Source organism: Pseudomonas sp. HY7a-MNA-CIBAN-0227, from assembly GCF_040310325.1.
GTDB lineage: Bacteria > Pseudomonadota > Gammaproteobacteria > Pseudomonadales > Pseudomonadaceae > Aquipseudomonas.
This window is the reverse complement of the sequence record NZ_JBEOPT010000025.1, coordinates 1-17,530: the sequence shown is the minus strand read 5'-3', so window position 1 is coordinate 17,530 and position 17,530 is coordinate 1. Positions and strand designations below refer to the sequence as shown.

The 17,530-nt window shown below is 59.4% G+C and carries 13 protein-coding genes and 4 pseudogenes; 9 read left to right on the top strand and 8 right to left on the bottom strand.

Annotated features, from left to right (window positions below; translation table 11 throughout):
- Nucleotides 1-183 precede the first annotated feature (183 nt).
- Nucleotides 184-360, bottom strand: a pseudogene (locus tag AAEZ06_RS25795) (DUF2790 domain-containing protein); the annotation flags it as partial.
- 111 nt (nucleotides 361-471) lie between these two features.
- Here AAEZ06_RS25795 and AAEZ06_RS25790 point away from each other — a divergent pair.
- Nucleotides 472-1,369 (top strand): annotated as a pseudogene (locus AAEZ06_RS25790) (OprD family outer membrane porin); the annotation flags it as partial.
- Nucleotides 1,368-1,460 (top strand): annotated as a pseudogene (locus AAEZ06_RS25785) (winged helix-turn-helix domain-containing protein); the annotation flags it as partial. The pseudogenes AAEZ06_RS25790 and AAEZ06_RS25785, both read left to right, overlap by 2 nt.
- Nucleotides 1,461-1,498: 38 nt before the next feature.
- Here AAEZ06_RS25785 and AAEZ06_RS25780 read toward each other — a convergent pair.
- The gene (locus AAEZ06_RS25780) at nucleotides 1,499-2,824 is read right to left on the bottom strand and encodes an MFS transporter (protein ID WP_149411783.1); all 1,326 of its coding nucleotides are present in this window, start codon (nucleotides 2,822-2,824) and stop codon (nucleotides 1,499-1,501) included.
- Between the two features lie 198 nt (nucleotides 2,825-3,022).
- On the opposite strand from AAEZ06_RS25780, the gene AAEZ06_RS25775 reads away from it, so the two are divergent.
- From AAEZ06_RS25775 to AAEZ06_RS25765, 3 genes and pseudogenes are all read left to right on the top strand, one after another.
- A complete protein-coding gene (locus tag AAEZ06_RS25775) occupies nucleotides 3,023-4,441 on the top strand; it encodes a short-chain fatty acid transporter (protein WP_149411784.1) in 1,419 nt (472 codons plus the stop codon).
- Nucleotides 4,442-4,671: 230 nt separating this feature from the next.
- Nucleotides 4,672-5,841, top strand: coding sequence for a hypothetical protein (locus AAEZ06_RS25770; RefSeq protein ID WP_149411785.1), 1,170 nt, complete (start codon nucleotides 4,672-4,674; stop codon nucleotides 5,839-5,841).
- Nucleotides 5,842-5,889: 48 nt separating this feature from the next.
- Nucleotides 5,890-6,225, top strand: a pseudogene (locus AAEZ06_RS25765) (SET domain-containing protein-lysine N-methyltransferase); the annotation flags it as partial.
- On the opposite strand, the gene can reads toward AAEZ06_RS25765, so the two are convergent.
- Nucleotides 6,222-6,866 carry a carbonate dehydratase gene (gene can, locus AAEZ06_RS25760; protein WP_133101908.1) on the bottom strand — a complete coding sequence of 215 codons (645 nt, stop codon included), beginning with the start codon at nucleotides 6,864-6,866 and terminating at the stop codon, nucleotides 6,222-6,224. The pseudogene AAEZ06_RS25765 and the gene can overlap by 4 nt on opposite strands.
- A gap of 151 nt (nucleotides 6,867-7,017) precedes the next feature.
- Here can and AAEZ06_RS25755 point away from each other — a divergent pair, with 151 nt between their 5' ends.
- A complete protein-coding gene (locus tag AAEZ06_RS25755; RefSeq protein WP_149411787.1) occupies nucleotides 7,018-7,422 on the top strand; it encodes a serine kinase/phosphatase in 405 nt (134 codons plus the stop codon).
- Between the two features lie 57 nt (nucleotides 7,423-7,479).
- Here the strand turns inward: AAEZ06_RS25755 and rimI are convergent, their stop codons facing one another.
- Nucleotides 7,480-7,932 carry a ribosomal protein S18-alanine N-acetyltransferase gene (gene rimI / locus AAEZ06_RS25750; RefSeq protein WP_149411788.1) on the bottom strand — a complete coding sequence of 151 codons (453 nt, stop codon included), beginning with the start codon at nucleotides 7,930-7,932 and terminating at the stop codon, nucleotides 7,480-7,482.
- Entirely contained in the window at nucleotides 7,925-8,671 is a 747-nt protein-coding gene (locus AAEZ06_RS25745; protein ID WP_149411803.1) for an energy transducer TonB, read from the bottom strand. The genes rimI and AAEZ06_RS25745 overlap by 8 nt, the downstream gene beginning before the upstream one ends.
- A 214-nt stretch (nucleotides 8,672-8,885) precedes the next feature.
- Between AAEZ06_RS25745 and mksB the strand changes: the two genes are divergently transcribed.
- Genes mksB through mksF form a run of 3 tightly spaced genes read left to right on the top strand, consistent with a single transcriptional unit; the run spans nucleotide 8,886 to nucleotide 13,712 of the window.
- Complete coding sequence (mksB, locus tag AAEZ06_RS25740; protein WP_350616902.1) at nucleotides 8,886-10,178, top strand: Mks condensin complex protein MksB; 1,293 nt, start codon at nucleotides 8,886-8,888, stop codon at nucleotides 10,176-10,178.
- A complete protein-coding gene (gene mksE / locus AAEZ06_RS25735) occupies nucleotides 10,168-10,875 on the top strand; it encodes an Mks condensin complex protein MksE (protein WP_350616876.1) in 708 nt (235 codons plus the stop codon). Before mksB ends, mksE begins: the two co-directional genes overlap by 11 nt.
- Nucleotides 10,872-13,712: an Mks condensin complex protein MksF gene (mksF, locus tag AAEZ06_RS25730; RefSeq protein ID WP_149411790.1), complete on the top strand. Its 2,841-nt coding sequence runs from the start codon at nucleotides 10,872-10,874 to the stop codon at nucleotides 13,710-13,712. The genes mksE and mksF overlap by 4 nt, the downstream gene beginning before the upstream one ends.
- 66 nt (nucleotides 13,713-13,778) lie before the next feature.
- On the opposite strand, the gene AAEZ06_RS25725 is transcribed toward mksF, so the two are convergent.
- The 3 genes from AAEZ06_RS25725 to AAEZ06_RS25715 are packed head-to-tail and all read right to left on the bottom strand — an operon-like array spanning nucleotide 13,779 to nucleotide 17,344.
- Nucleotides 13,779-16,082, bottom strand: coding sequence for a PqiB family protein (locus AAEZ06_RS25725; RefSeq protein WP_149411791.1), 2,304 nt, complete (start codon nucleotides 16,080-16,082; stop codon nucleotides 13,779-13,781).
- Nucleotides 16,075-16,698: a paraquat-inducible protein A gene (locus AAEZ06_RS25720; protein ID WP_149411792.1), complete on the bottom strand. Its 624-nt coding sequence runs from the start codon at nucleotides 16,696-16,698 to the stop codon at nucleotides 16,075-16,077. The genes AAEZ06_RS25725 and AAEZ06_RS25720 overlap by 8 nt, the downstream gene beginning before the upstream one ends.
- Nucleotides 16,685-17,344, bottom strand: a complete 660-nt coding sequence (locus AAEZ06_RS25715; RefSeq protein WP_350616873.1) for a paraquat-inducible protein A — start codon at nucleotides 17,342-17,344, stop codon at nucleotides 16,685-16,687. Before AAEZ06_RS25715 ends, AAEZ06_RS25720 begins: the two co-directional genes overlap by 14 nt.
- Between the last annotated feature and the right edge of the window lie 186 nt (nucleotides 17,345-17,530).

Genomic DNA, 17,530 nt, shown 5'->3' with positions numbered 1-17,530 from the left:
TGCAGGCTGGACAATTCTTCGCGAAGAGCGGACAGCTCCTGCTTCAAGCGGGTGTTGAACATGGGGGCACCGATGGGCAAGTAAAAATAGCCAGTGAGAACAGCGATCTGTCTAACCATCGGCGCTCGCGGCGTTTTCTGAAGAGGGCTTTAGCGCCACACCCAACTATATTTTTCCAGCCCCTCAACTGCCGTTATTACGGCACAGGCCCATCACCTGATATTCGAGGGTATTGAGGGTGCCGCTGGAGTCCTCATAAGTCATGCGCGAGGGCACGGCCTTGCAAGCGCGAATCGGTGGCGTGACGCTAACCACCCTGGCGATGTCCAGCTTCATGCCATACCGATAGGCCTGCACCTGGCGACCAAAAAAGCTAATAGCTGCCAATACCAAGGAGCGCTACATCTGCACTAACCGCAAACGTACCTTTCAATAATCTCCGTATTGGCCGGATGTACGCCGCTGGCGAGCATGGCCGTGGAAGATAAACCCGAAGGTTTTATCGATGGCAGTACCTTGAACGTGCTGGCGCGCAACTTTTACTTCAATCGTAATGACCGCAAAGGCCAGTCCAGCCCCACCGGCAACGGCTATTCAGAGGCTTGGGCGCAAGGGCTGATCGGCAAGTTCGAGTCAGGGTTCACTCAGGGCACAGTAGGTTTTGGCCTGGATGCCTTTGCGATGTATGGTTTGAAGCTGGATTCGGGCTCCGGGCGCAGCGGCGGCAAGGGGTCGTTCAGCGTGATGCCGGTAGACAGCGACAACCGTCCCGAAGATGGCTACAGCAAACTTGGTGGCGCCGCGAAAATGCGTCTGCTGGATACCGTGATCAAGGTCGGTGATGTGTTCCCGCAAACGCCGGTGGTGCACTACGGTGACTCGCGCTTGTTGCCGGAAAGCTTTCGCGGCGTCACCCTGGAAAACACCAGCCTGGAAGGCTTGAACTTGCAAGGCGGGCTCCTGCATGCCATGAGCCAATCGACCGCCATCGGTGTTTGGCGGTTTTAATTACTAGAAGGCGGTGGACGAGGGCAAGAAGCTGTTGGGCGAATTCGATAACAGCATCTGGAGCGCCCGGCTCGGCGTGAAGGTCGGCGCGCATCGCCTGGCCCTGTCGCACCAGTGCAACAACGGCGATGACGACTTCGATTACTTGCGCCAGTCGGACTCGATCTTCCTCGACAACTCGATCCAGTACAGCGACTGCAACTCACCCAAGGAGCGCTCATGGATGGCGCGCTACGACCTGGACATGCAGACCTTCAGCATTCCCGGCCTGTCGTTCATGACCCGCTACGGCAAAGGCACCGGCGCTGACTACAGCAACGCCAACGCGGTGTACATGCGCCGCGATGGCGCGGGTGACCCGCCGCCTGCGGGCGAAGATCGATGACCCGTTCGATCACAAGCTGATCCACACCCTACGGAGTGTGGGCTATGTATTGGAGGCGCGTGACTAGCCGCTGATCGCACCAAAACAGCACACGGAAGCTCTGGCTTAGTGATCTGGGTGTGGCACTTTCTGATGTAACGATTCTCCCGCCAAGGTGTGGCGCTTGCCGAAGTGCGCCGCACTCACCGCCCCCACTGCCCCCATCACCACGCAATACCCCACGCATATCCATGGACGGGTGGGCATCAACGCGATCAACATCAGCGGTGTGGTGCTGGCCCACAGGGCGTAGGCAATGTTGTAGGTGAAGGAGATCCCCGAGACGCGAATTTGCGCCGGAAACAGGCTGACCATCACCGACGGCACCGCGCCTACCACGCCGCAACTCAAGCCGGCGATAGCGTAAGCCGCACCGAGCCAGACGCCGCCCGCGATCAAACTGGCGTAGAGCACGGCAATCCCCATCGGCAGCAGCAGGCTGTAGACCAGCACTGCACGCCAGGCGCCGATGCGGTCCACCAGCAGGCCGGCAAGGACGCAGCCGATGTTCAGGAAAACGATGCCCAGACTGCTCAGGGCGAAAGTGTGGCTTGGGGTCATGCCGAAGGTTTTCTGCATCATGGTCGGGGTGATGACCACCAGAACGACCACCGCCGAGGTCAGCACGCAGGTGAGGATCATCGCCGGCAGCAGTGCGTGGCGGTGTTCACGCAAAACGGTGCGCAGGGGCATTTCCGTATCCGTCTTGCGACGGGCCTGCATCGCCAGGAACACGGGGGTTTCGCTAAGCCAGCGCCGTAGCCAGACGCCGATCACGCCAAACACACCGCCCAACAGAAACGGAAAGCGCCAGGCGTAGTCGAGGATCTCGGCCGGGGTGAATACTTGCGCCAGTAATGTTGCCGTCAGTGCGCCGAGCAGGTAGCCGAAGGTCAGGCCGGCCTGCAGGAATCCCAGGGCATAACCACGGTGATTGGCCGGTGCGTGCTCGGCGACGAACACCCAGGCGCTCGGTACTTCACCGCCCACCGCGGCACCTTGAAGTACCCGCAGCACCAGCAGTATCAACGGCGCGAAATAGCCAATTTGCGCGTAGGTGGGCATGATGCCGATCAGCAGGCACGGCAGCGCCATCATCAGGATGCTCAGGCTGAACACCCGTTTGCGTCCCAGGTGATCGGCGAAGTGCGCCATCAGGATTCCACCCAGGGGCCGCGCCAGGTAGCCGGTGACGAAGATGCCGAAGCTTTGCAGCAGGCGCAGCCATTCGGGCATTTCCGGGGGGAAGAACAGTTGGCTCAGGGTCAGGGCAAAAAACACGAAAATAATGAAATCGTAGATTTCCAGGGCACCGCCCAGGGCGGCCAGGCCCAGGGTTTTGTAGTCGGAGCGGGAGAAACGCTGCGCCTGTGGATAAGCGGTGGCAGTCATGAAGAAGCTCGGCAGACAAACAAATGGCATGCAGGTTATGAGCTGAGTCGAATCCTGGCAATCACAGCCGATATATTCGTTTTACTCATTGATCCATGAAAATAACAACATTCCCAAATAAATGCCCGTGGGCCAAGATGCGGCAATACCTTGCGAACACCCTGCCGCCCCCATAATAACTACAAGAGGTACTCCAACGTGGCCGATCCTATCGAAGATAGCCGCTATGCCCGCTTTGCCCTGCGATGCTCGAACTTTGCCGAGCGCTGGTTTCCCGATTCCTGGGTGTTTGCCGCCCTTGCCGTGATCATTGTCGCCGTAGCGACCTTGAGCATGGGCGCAGCACCGACCGAGGCTGCCAAAGCCTTCGGTGATGGTTTCTGGAGCCTGATCCCGTTCACCATGCAAATGGCCTTCGTGGTGATTGGCGGTTATGTGGTCGCCAGTTCGCCGCCGGCCGTAAAGTTGATTGATCGCCTGGCGCGCATTCCCAAAAACGGCCGCTCCGCTGTGGCTTGGGTAGCGTTGATTTCCATGGTCGCCTCGCTGCTCAACTGGGGCTTGTCCCTGGTCTTCGGCGGTTTGCTGGTGCGCGCTCTGGCCCGCCGTACTGACTTGCGCATGGACTACCGCGCCGCCGGTGCCGCCGCGTACCTGGGCCTCGGCGCGGTATGGGCCCTGGGGCTGTCGTCGTCGGCAGCGCAGTTGCAGGCCAACCCGGCCAGCCTGCCGCCGTCGATTCTGTCGATCACCGGGATGATTCCCTTCACCGAGACCATCTTTCTCTGGCAATCGGGCGTGCTGTTGCTGGCGTTGATTGTGGTGTCGCTGGTCATCGCTTACGTCACCGCGCCTGGACCCAACTCCGCCCGTGACGCCAAGGCCTGCGGAGTCGATCCGGCATTTAACCTGCCCAAGCCGCAACCACCGACCCGCCCCGGCGAATGGCTGGAGCACAGCCCATTGCTGACCATCCTGCTGGCCTTGCTGGCGGCCGGGTGGCTGTTCCATGAGTTCTCCACCAAGCCGGCGATCAGCGCTATTTCGGGGCTAAACACCTACAACTTTTTGTTCCTGATGGTGGGGGCATTGTTGCACTGGCGCCCGCGCAGTTTCCTCGACGCGGTGGCCCGCGCAGTGCCAACCACCACCGGGGTGCTGATCCAGTTCCCGTTGTATGGTTCCATCGCGGCGCTGATGACAGTGGTAAAGGGCGGCGACGGGCAGACGTTGGCCCACCATATCTCGACATTTTTCACCTCTATAGCTTCCCACGACACTTACGCCCTGCTGATGGGCGTGTACTCAGCGGTGCTGGGGTTCTTTATTCCGTCGGGTGGCGGCAAGTGGATCATCGAAGCCCCTTATGTGATGCAAGTGGCCAACGACCTGCAATATCACCTGGGCTGGGCGGTGCAGATCTATAACGCCGCCGAGGCGCTGCCCAACCTGATCAACCCGTTCTACATGCTGCCGCTGCTGGGTGTGCTGGGGTTGAAGGCGCGGGATTTGATTGGTTTCTCGTTTGTGCAGTTGCTGGTGCATACGCCGCTGGTGCTGTTTCTGTTGTGGGCGCTGGGGACGACGTTGACGTATTTGCCGCCGGTGATGCCTTAATTTAGTTGAACCGCGCCTGTTATTGCGACAGGTGCGGTTAGGTTCATGATCACCCGAGGCCAGAAACCCATCGGCGACTTGAGCAATGCGTTGCACTTCACGGTGTAGCCGCTCTTGCCCAATAGCGACAAGAAAACAGATTTCCCACGCATGTTTCCTGGTCAACCGCTACTGTGTGAGGGTGGGCACTCACCCCGCGCAGACGGGCTTTCGCTGACAAGGAAACATGCATGTTTAAACTGACCAGGTTGTCCTTCACCCTGGCGGCACTGAGCTTGAGTGCGGTCGTACAGGCTGACGTCATCGTGCCGCTGGGCACCCCGCAACGGGTCACCCAACTGTTTGCCTATCCCAATAATTGCAGCGTTATCTGTTTTCGGCCGCTGACGCTGGAGCAGACCGTTGAGCATTACCTTAACCAGAGCCTTCAGCGTGATGGTTACAGTCGAGCGAAAGTCAGCGTAAAAAACGATCAGAGTCAAATACTGGCCCACTTCAGCGGTGTGCCGGACGGCTACGGCCAGCCGTTGACCACACTGCTCAACACGGCAGACCTGGCCTATCAGGGCGCCAGCAAACTCAACAGCGACGGCAAGTGGCAGTTCAACTGGTACCTGTTCCTGCCGTTGGGCATGGCGCTGGAAAACCGCAAAAGCATCGAACTGCTGCACTTCCCGCCGGACTATTCCCTGACCCACTTCCAGGACTACCTGGAATCAGCCACCACTGACCGTTGGGCCACGCTGCTGACCGCCAACGGCCTCCCGGCGACCCAGACGCCGGAGTACCAGACCATCATCGATATCGCACCGATTGCCGCCCCCGCCACGGCAGGCAAAGATTTGGAGGGGGTCTACGGTTACTTCACCGAGTACCAGACGCGGATGGTCAAGGAACTCAGCCAGAACGCCAGCGGCTCGTTGCCGATGGTAGCGTTCGGCGCGCCAGTGCGCAGTTGGATCAAGCAGCAGTACGGACAGAGTGTGGCGGTACTGGGCCTCGCGCAGATCAGCCCAGCCGAAGGCGCCAACGTCGCGGTATTGGGCGCCAACCACCCCAGTTACATCTGGTACGCCGCCAACCCCGACACCTACGACGGCGACGAACAAAAAGCCGACGATGCCGGCTTGAAAATCATGGGCCAGGACTTGAGCGCTGCCTGCTGGCAGGCCGCAATGGGCCAAAAGCCCGCCAGCGATCCTAATGTGCAACTCAAAGGTTGTATGAACACCTGGCAAGTGACCCGCAAGGAGCAGACCTGCGAGTTGTTCTATACCTCGATTCGCGAGTTCCCCCCCGAGCAAGCGAAGGCCAAGTGCGCCACGCCAGCGATCAAGGCTCAACTCAAGCAATTGAAGAGCGCAGCGCCTGCCCCGTCAGCGAGCATCCCGGCGCTTTAATGACAGGTAATCAGCAGGCATTTTCTTACGCAAAAAATGGGCAATATCTCCGGGCACACCCTGGGCGAGCGACGCCTGCATACGCTACAGGTGTCTGCTCGCATCCACCTATATGACCCCTGGTGCAGCGGCCTACTGTTGCACTCCTGCAACCCGAACACTTTTCTCGACATCAGCGAGCTGGAGCTGTGGTCGGTCCAGGCCATCCCCGCCGGAACCCTCCTGACCATGGATTACGCCAGCACTGAAGACGTGTTGTTTCGGCAGTTCCCTTGCCGTTGCGGCGCCGGCAACTGCCGGGGCTGGATCACCGGTATAAAGGAGCCGCTGAACGCTGAAGGCCAGCTATTCATGGAACAGTGGCGCAAACGTAAAAGCCCTTAAACAGCGCCTACCGGACGCAAACGGTACTGCGGCGGCAACTGCTCAAAGCCGCTGATGGTGGCGTTCAGGCTTTTCCAGCGACCGTCCTTGATCCCGTAGATGCAGCCGTGGATCGACAGGCTCTGCCCACGGTGCCAGGCGTTTTGCACAATGCTGGTGTGGCCGACGTTGGCCACTTGCTGGATCACGTTCAGCTCACAGAGGCGGTCGACCCGCTCTTCTTCCGTAGGCAATTGGCCCAGCACTTCGCGGTTTTCGTAGTAAAGGTCGCGGATTGAGCGCAGCCAGCCATCAATCAGACCGAGTTGGCGGTCCTGCATCGAGGCGCGCACACCGCCGCAGCCATAGTGGCCGGTGACCAGGATGTGCTTGACCTTGAGGACGTCAACGGCGTACTGAATCACCGACAGGCAGTTAAGGTCGGTGTGCAGCACCACATTGGCCACGTTACGGTGCACAAACAGGTCGCCAGGCAACATGCCGACGATCTCGTTGGCCGGTACACGAGCGTCCGAACAGCCAATCCACAGATATTCCGGGGTTTGCTGACGGGCGAGCTTGGCGAAGAATTCCGGATCTTCCTGTTTGATCGCATCCGCCCAGCGTTCATTGTTATCAATCAGGTCTTGTAGTTCGTTCATCAGGTCAGCCTCAGGAATCATGCGCAGCTTTGACAGACGACCACCCATCGGGGTCACGTCCAGGACGCAGATAGTCGAACGGAAAATACCTTGAATCTTAAAGGGCCGCGCCTGTCCACACACTATAAGCCCCACATTATGAGGAATAGCCATGACTGAATCACGACGTCCTTTCGGCGCCACTCAACCGGAGCCGATTGATGACAACGAAGACCGCATGGGCTCGATGCGGGAGCTGGACTTTGATGAGGAGGAGCCGACGGCGGAAATTGGCAATGAGCTCCCGCGGGGTGAACGCGAACACTTGATGCCCGAGCAGCGGGTGCGAGAAGCCGGGATGACCGCAGCTTCGACCGCCGATCATGAGGCGACCGATGACGATATGAGCCCGCAAACGCTGATCCGTGAAGATGGTGCGCGCGATGCCCATGAAGCAGGGGAAGGTGAGCCGGCGGATTGGGACCTGAGCATCGTTGATGAGGATGATATTGGTGGCGGGAATGGTCTGGATGAGGCGGAGATGGCGGAGCGGGACCCGGTGGATGGCAATCGCTGAAGCAACGCGGTTCTAACTATGGGAGCGAGCAAGCTCGCTTCCACATGAGTTTTATACTCAATCCACCAAGGTGCAGGCCATGACGACTGCATCCTCGCGCCCACCTACAGCCGGATAGTAATCCCGACGCCGGCCGATTTCATTAAAGCCATAGCGCTCATACAGGCGAAACGCCCCGGTATTGCTGTCACGTACTTCCAGGAAGCACTCGCGCGCCTTGGCCTCGTAGGCGCGGGACATCAAATGCTCCAACAGGCTCAAGCCCAGGCCACGGCCCTGGTTTTCCGGCTTCACAGTGATGTTCAGCAGGTGCGCTTCATCGAGGATGAGCTGCACCACGCCATGCCCCACCTGTTGCTCACCCTCAAACATTAGCCAGATCTGGTACTTGCCCAGTCCGTCGAGAAAAATCCCGCGAGTCCAGGGGTGGCTGAAGGCTGCGTATTCGATCTTCAGCACAGCATCGAGGTCCGCCTCGGTCATCGGGCGGAAAGATAAAGCCTCACTCATTGGTACTTTTCCAGCGCGCCATCAGCCGGCGCATGGCTTGCCAGACATCAGCCTTACGCTGTGGCTCTTCCATTAATAATTCCAGGCCCGGCAGGGCCCAGACTGAACCGAGGCCTTCGACCTGCAGTTCGCGGTACCAGGACTCGGCATTGGCCTCGCCGGCAAAACGCACGGCTGGCAGGCCGATCAGCCACAGGCAGACGCAAGGTTCGTCTTCCAGGCGGGCCGAGACAAAGCCTTGGACAAAATCCCGTGCTGCTTCCGGGCCTTGGTCCATAGTGCCTCGTACCAGCAGCGGCCAGCGCACCGGTTCGCCGACGATCTGCGGGCTGTCCGGCAGGCCGGCGGCGCGTAGCATGTCCTTGAGCAGCAGATACGCCGGGTCGCGCGTTTGGAAGCGCTCGCCGGTGGGCAACTCCACCAGCACCAGGCAGCGTCCAGCCCTTAGCAGCTGCAGGGAAAAACGCGGCGGTAGCACCACCGGGGCCTTGACCACGGGGGCTGCCTGCTCTGCAATCGCCGGTTTGGCAACGGGCGACCGACGCGGTACTTCGACCTTGACCCGCTCTGTCGGCCGAACAACCGCTTCAACCGCAGGTTTGACCACCGCTACAGGCGAAGCCGCTTCCTCGCCAGACGACTCGAAAGGCTCGTAAGGTTCCAGCGCTTGCAACAGCTCGGGCCGCGAAGGCGCGGCAAAGGGCAATTCGGTGCGTGGCAGCCAGTTGACCACCTGCATGGCGGTCAAGTAAGCGCGACGTCGGGACTCGATAAGCAAAGGTCGGCCACTTGTGGATAACTAAAGAATGGGGATTCTACCGCCCTTCGACGATGATCGCCCACCGTTGATGCGTTTAAAGCCCATCCAGGAGCACCCTGACCGGCTGTGGATAAATCCCATCTTGGATGCAGTACAATCGCTGCTTTTAATCGCCAACCAGCCGGCCATTCCGATGATCGAACCCAAGCGCGTCTTGCGCGCCCTCGCCGAACACTGGGCCCTGCTTGAGCCTCTGTGCGAACACTTCGACCAAGGCACCCTGAGCCTCGCCGAACTGCGCGCGCAACTGGCCGCCCAACAACTGGACAGCACGCCCCAGGACATCACCAGCCTGCTGGACGTGTGGATTCGCCTGGATATCCTGGTGCCTGTCGCCAAGAGCCCGAACCGTTTCGAGCTCAACGCGCAGATCCACGACTTCCTCGCCTATCTTCGCAAGGAGCACCGGCTAGGCCTGTGCCTGGAAATCGAAGCCTACCTGCGCCACCTTGAGCGCCTGGCCGGTTATATCCAGGACGCCTTCGACATCCGTGACGGCCACGACCTGGCCCGGCAGCTGCGGTTGCTGGACATGCGCGTGCGCGACGTGCTGAAAAAGCTCGCCAACGACGAACAGGCCCTCGCCGCCGTGGCCGATCGGGCCAAAACCAGCGACCGGCAGATCCCGTTGCGCCAGCGTTACGCCGAAGTCCTGGCGACCTGGGACGAATACGTAGAACCGATGATCCAGCTGGTGAACGCCGACGGCGCCTTCGAACAAGGCGTGCGCAAGGTGGAAAACGTGCTGCTGCGCATGCTCACTGAGCAGCAGCGCCTCGGCCACCTGGTGGACGATGACATGCTGCTGCGCACCCACGCGCGCATCCTCGAAATGCAAACCAGCGCCCAACTGACCTTGCGTCATGCCCGCGAATTACTGCTGCCGCTGCGCGAAGAGGCCCGCCGGCACAACGCCGTGACCCGTGGCGCCGCGCTGGCCTTGTCGGCGATTCGCCGCAAGGGCCTGGACGCGGTGCCGCAAGCGGCGATGCCAATGTTTACCCGGCCGCAAAGCACCTTTCTCGGCAGTGCCAGCCAGGTCGAGGCTTATGTCTACGCCCTGGCGAACTTCGAACCCAAACCTGCGCGCTTCCCCAAGGCACACAAATCCCACAAGGGAGAAGCCCCTCGCGCACCGCGCACGGTCAAGGAAATGCTGGAGCGTTGCGAAGATGCTCTGCCGATGCCGGACCTGATGACCTGGCTGCTGGAGCAGGAACCGGACGGCGCGACCGACGAGTTGCTGTACTGGTTCTCACGCCTGTCGCGGGAAAAACGCTTCAAGCGCGAACGTCTGGAACGCCAGGATTACCACACTCACGAGCACCAGGTCAGCCTGCGCTCATTCGCCCTGCTCCCGGCTAGCCTTGATGCGGCCGAGAATTCTGCGAGCACCCCTTATGCAAGTACTCAGCATGCATCTTGATCTATCCGAACTGTCCCAGCTGGCGCCGATCTTTCGCGAGCTGTTCAAGGGGTACCACGTCAGCCGCCGCGACCCGGAGCTGTACGCGCAATTGTCGAACTTCCAGGACCAGTACCGCACGCTGTTCAAGGCCCTGGGCTTTGAGCTGGTATGCGATACCCGTGGTTTCTATTACTTCGTCCCGGACACCGCCGTCGCCGCCGCGCAGGTCAACAAGACCGCCCAGCGCCTGGCACTGTTCACCTTCATCATCGTCGAGCACCTGGCCGACCAGGGTCGCGACCCGATTGCCGTGCTCGACGGTGGCAGCCTGGGCCGCGATGAGCTGCCGTCGTTGCTGGAAAAGTACCGCGACCTGTTTATCCAGGCCGAAGTGCAGACCCAGGAAGAGCTGGAAGAAAAAATCATGCGTCGCATGACACAGCTCGGTTTCGCCAGTGAAGAGAACGGTATCTACCGCTTCCTGCCGCCGATGCATCGATTCCTCGATGTGTGCCTGTCCGTGCAGCAGGACCGCGATTTGGCGGCCAGCTTGCATAGCGTGTTGCCGTTGCCGGCTCCGGTATTGATCGATGAGGACAGCGACGAAAAATTGCTGAAGACCAATGATCCGCTGGACCTTAGTGACTTCACCGACGACAGCGAAGAAGACGCCATGGCCCGCGCCATTGCCGAAGAACAGGAGACCGACGCATGAGCAAGGAACGCTACGGCATTCGCCGCTTCGCCCTCTTGAATACCGCCGGTTACAGCCTGGGCTTGTTCCCGCTGGAAGAGCCGCTGTCGGTGTATGGCGCGAACAACCTGGGTAAATCGGCTTCGATCAACGCCTTGCAGTTCCCGATCCTGGCGCGCATGTCGGACATGAGTTTCGGCAAGTACACCCTGGAGCAATCCCGGCGTTTCTACTTTGCTACCGACACCAGCTACATCCTGGTGGAAGTGGCACTACCGCACGGCCCGCATGTGATCGGCGTGGTCGGTCGCGGCCCGGGGGGTGGTTTCGGTCACCAGTTCTTTGCCTACGCCGGCAAGCTGGACCTGGCCCACTACCAGAAAAACGATACTTGCCTACGGCAGAAAGAGCTGTTCACCAACCTTGAGCGTGAAGGCTTGAAAGCCTATGAACTCAAGCCCGATGAGCTGCGCCGTTTGCTGGTGGGTGGTCACACCTCTATTGCGCTGGACCTGACGCTGATCCCGCTGCGCTCTACCAGCGAGCAGAGCCTGAAGACCTTCCGCGCGTTGTTTATCAACCTGCTGCATATGCGCGAAATCACTGCGGCCAAGCTTAAGCAACTGTTCCTCGATGCCTTCGAACACAGCTTGCGCTCTGGCAGTGTCGATTACATCGCAGCGTGTGAAGAAGCTTTCCGTGATGTAAGACGCATGGAGCAGGACTACAACGCCCTGGTGACTGCTGGCCCTCTCGTCGAAGCCTTGGCCAATGGCGTGAAGCACCGCGATATTCTGCGTGGCAAGCTGCACCGCCTGTCGCCACTGCTGGATTCGTTGCTGGGCACTTGGTCGGACTACGCCGGTGCACGCAAGGAAGAACTGACGATCCAGGCCGAGCACTACCGCAACGAACAAGATTCGCTGCAGAACGACCAGCGCGGCGGCACCCAGGAACTGATGCGCCTGGAGCGGGAAATCAGCGGTATTCAGCGTTGGCTGGGTGAGTTGTCGGTGCTCAAGCATCGCTTTGCCCTGGTGGATGACGTCAAGGTGCTGGAGCAGCAACTGCTCGCGGCCAAGGATGCTCACGATGAGCTGGCGGGGGCCCTGGCGCAGTCGCGCCAGTTCAGCGCCGAGGACCTGGATGAGCGTCTGCGGGACCTGGAAAAACGCCTGAAGTCGGTCAAGCAACAACTCGATCACGCCGACAACAACAGCTACGCCAAACTGCGGGAAGAATTCTCCCAGCAGGACGTCGAGCGCCTGATGCGGCTGTTCAACAGCTCGTTGTTCAGCTTGCCATTGGGTGAACATGGCATTGCCCTGGACGACGACGGTCAGTGGGTCAAATCCCTGGAGCTGATCCTCGATGGATTCAAGGGCGAGCGCTTTGAAGTGCCAGGGCTGTCCATCGACATCTCGCACATCGAGCCGCCGGCGTTGCAGGCCCTGGCTGACCGCGCAGCATTGCGCGACCAGAAAGAGCGTCTGGAAAAAGAACTCAAGCAACTGAAAACCCAGCAAGCCGTGGCCTCCGACCGCGCGGCGAGCAAGACCCAGACCGAGGCACTGTACCAGCAGGTGCTGGATGCGCAGAAAGCCTTGGAAGACTTCCGCCGCGCGCAAACCCTGAGCGCCGAGGAAGGCGAGAAGCTGGAAAACCTGGCGCAGATGGAAGCGGCGCAAGACGAACTGAAACGCTCCAGCGATGCCTTTACCGAACGCGTCCAGCAACTGTCGGCCAAGCTGCAACTGGTGGGGCGCCAGATCGGTGACATGGAAGCCAAGCAGCGCACGCTGGATGACGCCTTGCGTCGTCGTCAGCTGTTGCCAGCGGACTTGCCGTTTGGCACGCCGTTTATGGACCCGGTCGACGACTCCATGGATAACTTGCTGGCGCTGCTCAATGACTACCAGGATAGCTGGCAGGGTTTGCTGCGCGGCGATGGCCAGATCGAAGCGCTGTACGCCCAGGTGCGCCTCAAGGGCGTGGCCAAATTCGACAGTGAGGATGACGTTGAGCGTCGTCTACATCTGCTGATCAACGCTTACGCACACCGTACCGACGAAGCCCTGACTCTGGGCAAGGCGCGACGTGCTGCGGTCACCGATATCGCGCGAACCCTGCGCAATATCCGCAGCGACTACGACAGCCTTGAGCACCAGTTGGCGCTGTTCAACCGCGAGATCAACAAGCGCCAGGTCTCCAACCTGCAAAGCTTCCGCATCGTGCTGGCGCCGAACAAGGAAGCCCTCAAGCATATCGACCAGATCATCCACAGTGCCGGTCAGTATGAAGAAGGCGAAACCCTGTCGGTGTTCGACTTGAGCCAGAGCGCCGAGCAGGACAACAAGAACGAAGAGGCCAAGGAATACCTGGCACGCCTGGTAGCCGCCAACCATAACCAGCTAGGCCTCAAGGATCTGTTTGAGCTGGCATTTGAGATCACCAAGGTCAACGGTCAGCCGGTGATTCACACCGACATCGATGGCGCCGCCTCCAACGGCACCACCATGACCATCAAGGCGCTGACCAACATGTACTTGTTGCTGCACTTGATGGACCGCGATCAGGCCGGGCGCGTGCGCTTGCCGTATTACCTCGATGAGGCAGCAGACATAGACGAGAAGAACCAGGCGGCGCTGCTGGAAACAAGCTTGCAGCTGGGCTTCGTGCCGATTCTGGCCAGTGTGAAGCCGCAGGTTTCCGCCCAGGTGGCCATTGACCTGGAAGGCGGCAGCGGGCCGAACGGGATCTACATTGATGAGGCGGACTGGAAGTACATTCGCCGTCACGACGCAGTGAAGGCGACAGTGAATGTGCAGGCGGACGAGCCGGAGTTGGATGAGGTCTGATTGGCTGCACTGAAAGCAAAAAAGGCCGAGATCCAATGGATCGCGGCCTTTTTTATGGGTTCGGGTTTATTTACCCAGAGGAATCTTCGGCGCCCAGATTAGCCACTCGTCTTCGAACTTGTCGAACAACGGGAAGGTCTGCTCGGGACGTGCGGCATTGCCCATGCGCTCACCATCTGGCGTGGCAAAGGCGATGCCGCCCTGGATCAGGGTCTCCAGGGACTCGGTGCGTACCGTCGCGCCCTTGAACAGGCCGAAGTCGACACCGAAGCCGCTGCTGTTCCAGAACCGACTGCCTGTGCGTACCAGTGGGGCGTACTTGGGTTCGATCAAGATATGGATCAGCACGCGGTCAGCGGTCTGTCCCAGCTCGTAACCGGTGACCTTGCCCACGGTGACTTCACGGTAGGTCACCGGCACACCGACTTTCAACGATCCACGGCGGGCAGCACTGAGCACCAGGCTCAAGCCGGCTTCCTGTTGGGTAGCCTCAGGCGGTTGGGCCAAGGCGACAAAGCTCTTTTGTGGGCCAGCGCTTTTCGCCGCAGGTTGCACCTCGATGTACTGGCCCGTCACCAGGGTTTCCAGATTGGACGTCTTCATCAAGCTCAATTCAGGCTTGACCACCCAGAACTGGCTGCCAACGCGAGCAATACGTTCCGGCACTTCGGTGATACGTGCGCTGAGCATCACGGACTGCATATCGGCGCTCAGGTCGACGCTTTCAATCTTGCCCACGTCCAAACCCTTGAAGCGAACCGGCGTGCCACTGCGCAAACCATCGGCACGGTCAACCTTGATGGTCACCAGCGTGCCCTTTTGATTGGCAGCTTCGTGATCCGGGAACAGGCGGAAACGTGGTATGCGCTTTTTCAGGGGTACGTTCTGCTCTGGCGTCTCGAAGGCGATACCGCCGGCCATCAGACTCTGCAAGGATTCACTCTTGACTTGGATGCCGCCGGTCAGACCGCCAGTGAGCGTTACGCCGCTGGCATTCCAGAAGCGGGTAGAACCGTTGACCAGGCCTTCGTATTCCTTCTCGATATGGATACCGATCACCAGTTGCTTGCGCTTGCGGGAGAATTGATAGCTCTGTACCGAACCGACCTTGACCTGCTTGTAGAGAATCGGACTGCCAACCTCCAGGGAGCCAAGGCTGTCGGTGAACAGCACCATGTGCAAGCCTGGGGAACGCAGGTCCAACGGGGGGGCCTTGGGCCGGGCCTCGAACTCACGCTGGGGGGCAGTGCCTTTATCGCCGGGGCGGATGGCGATGTAGTTACCCTTTACCAGAGCTTCCAGACCGGTAATGCCGGCCAGGGAAATGGAGGGTTTGACCACCCAGAATTGGGTGCCCTGGACCAGATAGTCTTCGGCCAATGGATCGAGGGTCAGTTCGGCGCTGGCGCTGGACAGGTCTGGATCGACCTTCAAGGTCTTCAAGCTGCCGACCTGAATGCCTTTGTACATCACAGGTGTACGGCCGGCCTGCAGGCCTTCGAAGTCGCTGAGTTTGACCTTGACCCGGATACCTGCGGCCGCGGCGTCAAAGTCTTCGTACAGCCGGAACGGCAGGCTTGGATCGGTGGGTGGGCTGTCCTTGCGGTTCTCAGGAGTGGCGAAGGCGATACCGCCGGCGACGATGCTGGCCAGGGATTCGCTGCGCACTTTGACCCCGGACAGGTTGGCATCAATGCTGATGCCACTGGCGTTCCAGAAGCGCGTATGTTTACGCACCAGATTGGCGTAGGTTGGCTCGATGTAGACTTTGACCTCAACGGTACTCTGGTCTTCGGAGAGCAGGTAACTTTTGACCTGGCCCACCTGGATCTGTTTGTAGAACACTGGGCTGCCCCGGTTAAGCGAACCGAGGCGTTCGGCCTTGATGGTCAGGTGCAGGCCGGGCTTGGCATCCGATAGTGGAGGCTCTTCGGAAAGCGCCTTGAACTTGCGCGAAGACTCTCCATCGCCGGGGCTGGCAGCAATGTAATTACCCGAGACCAGTGTCTCCAGGCCGGTAATTCCGGCCAGGCTGACGCTGGGTTTGACCAGCCAGAAGCGGGTGTTGGTCTTGAGGTATTGCTCCACGTCCTTGTTCATCTCGATGGTAGCAATCACCCCGCGATTATTGCCTTCATCATCGAGGGCCAGGGTTTTGACCTTGCCCACAGACATACCTTTGTAGACCACTTCGGTCTTGTTGGCCTGGATACCTTCGCCGCTTTCAAAACGAACCTGGATCTCGATGCCCGTCTGGTTATAAGCGCGCCATCCCAGCCAGCCGCCGATCACCAGTGCAATCAGGGGCAGCACCCAAATAGCCGACCAGTTCGAAGCTGGGCGGGTTTTAGCCTTAGGCAAATCAGTCATGGTCGTCGTCCGACTCCGTGTTATCCCAAATCAGTCGGGGATCGAAAGTTACTGCGGCAAGCATCGTCAAAATCACCACACTGGAGAAAGCCACAGCGCCGAGATTAGCCTCGACACTGGCAAGTCGCCCAAAATTTACGACCGCCACCAGGATGGCGATCACGAAGATATCCAGCATGGACCAGCGGCCAATGAATTCGATAAAGCGGTACATGATAATGCGTTGTCGCGCAGAAAGCGGCTGATGGCGTTGCACCGAGAACAACAGCAAAGCGATACCCACCAGTTTGAACGTTGGCACCAGGATACTGGCAATAAAGACTACGGCCGCGATAGGGAACATCCCATGCTGCACCAATTGGATCACCCCGGACATGATGGTGCTCGGATCGCCCTGCCCCAGGGAGCTGACGGTCATGATCGGCAGCAGGTTGGCGGGGATGTACAAAATGGCCGCAGTGATCAATAAGGCCCAAGTACGCATCAGGCTGTTCGGACGACGAGCGTGGACCAATGCACCGCAACGGCTGCAGGTTTGCTCGTCAGTGTCCGGGTCTTGCTTGTTCAGCTCGTGGCATTCGGTACAAATCAGAATGCCCGCATCAATCGCCCGCATGAGCATCCTCTCCTGACAACGCCTGCCAGATCTGGTGAGGTGACATCACCACCTCCAGCAGCACCTGGACCATTAACAGACCGACAAAACAGGCCAAACCCAAGCCTACGGTGATGGAAGCCATATCGGCCAGCTTTACGATTGCCACCAGCACACCCATCAGGTAGACCTCAAGCATTCCCCAGTCCCGCAAATGGTGATAAATGCGATAGAACAGCAAGCCGTAGCTGCGGCCGACGTTCCAACGAATGCTCAGCAATACCGCCAATTGGCAGATGAGTTTGAGCAATGGAATGCCCATGCTGCAGAGGAAAACCACCACGGCGACGCCTTGCATCCCGGTGTTGAATAGGGCGACAACGCCGCTCCACACAGTGTCCTGCGAGGACTGCCCGAGTAGATTGAGCTGCATGATGGGTAAAAAGTTCGCAGGGATGTACAACAGCAGCGCCGCGATCACCAAGGCGAGGCTACGCTCGACGACATTGTGCCGATGGGCGTACAGCTCATAACCACAACGCGGGCATAAGGCTTTTTCACCACGGGCAAGCTCTGGCTTGCGCATCAGCAAGTCACACTCATGGCATGCCACCAGGTCGTCCAGCGGTAAGTCTGACACCTTGAGGGTATCAACCGGATCCGGCATATAGGGCTCGAACTCTAAAAAGGTTAGGTGCCTATTCTAGTGTTCTGCTTCAGAAATAACTGTGCAAATTTGTCGGGGCTTCAACTCTAGGGTCGAGCTTGCTCCCGGCGCGCTCGCTCATACTTTTCCATCGCCCAAAACAAAACCCCATCTGCTTTCGCAAATGGGGTTTCGGAATTTAATCTT

Coding starts and splice junctions, on each gene's coding strand:
- AAEZ06_RS25780 (WP_149411783.1), bottom strand. CDS start 2,824: ATGACTGCCACCGCTTATCCACAGGCGCAGCGTTTCTCCCGCTCCGAC.
- AAEZ06_RS25770 (WP_149411785.1), top strand. CDS start 4,672: ATGTTTAAACTGACCAGGTTGTCCTTCACCCTGGCGGCACTGAGCTTG.
- can (WP_133101908.1), bottom strand. CDS start 6,866: ATGAACGAACTACAAGACCTGATTGATAACAATGAACGCTGGGCGGAT.
- AAEZ06_RS25755 (WP_149411787.1), top strand. CDS start 7,018: ATGACTGAATCACGACGTCCTTTCGGCGCCACTCAACCGGAGCCGATT.
- rimI (WP_149411788.1), bottom strand. CDS start 7,932: ATGAGTGAGGCTTTATCTTTCCGCCCGATGACCGAGGCGGACCTCGAT.
- AAEZ06_RS25745 (WP_149411803.1), bottom strand. CDS start 8,671: ATGCAGGTGGTCAACTGGCTGCCACGCACCGAATTGCCCTTTGCCGCG.
- mksB (WP_350616902.1), top strand. CDS start 8,886: ATGATCGAACCCAAGCGCGTCTTGCGCGCCCTCGCCGAACACTGGGCC.
- mksE (WP_350616876.1), top strand. CDS start 10,168: ATGCATCTTGATCTATCCGAACTGTCCCAGCTGGCGCCGATCTTTCGC.
- mksF (WP_149411790.1), top strand. CDS start 10,872: ATGAGCAAGGAACGCTACGGCATTCGCCGCTTCGCCCTCTTGAATACC.
- AAEZ06_RS25725 (WP_149411791.1), bottom strand. CDS start 16,082: ATGACTGATTTGCCTAAGGCTAAAACCCGCCCAGCTTCGAACTGGTCG.
- AAEZ06_RS25720 (WP_149411792.1), bottom strand. CDS start 16,698: ATGCGGGCGATTGATGCGGGCATTCTGATTTGTACCGAATGCCACGAG.
- AAEZ06_RS25715 (WP_350616873.1), bottom strand. CDS start 17,344: ATGCCGGATCCGGTTGATACCCTCAAGGTGTCAGACTTACCGCTGGAC.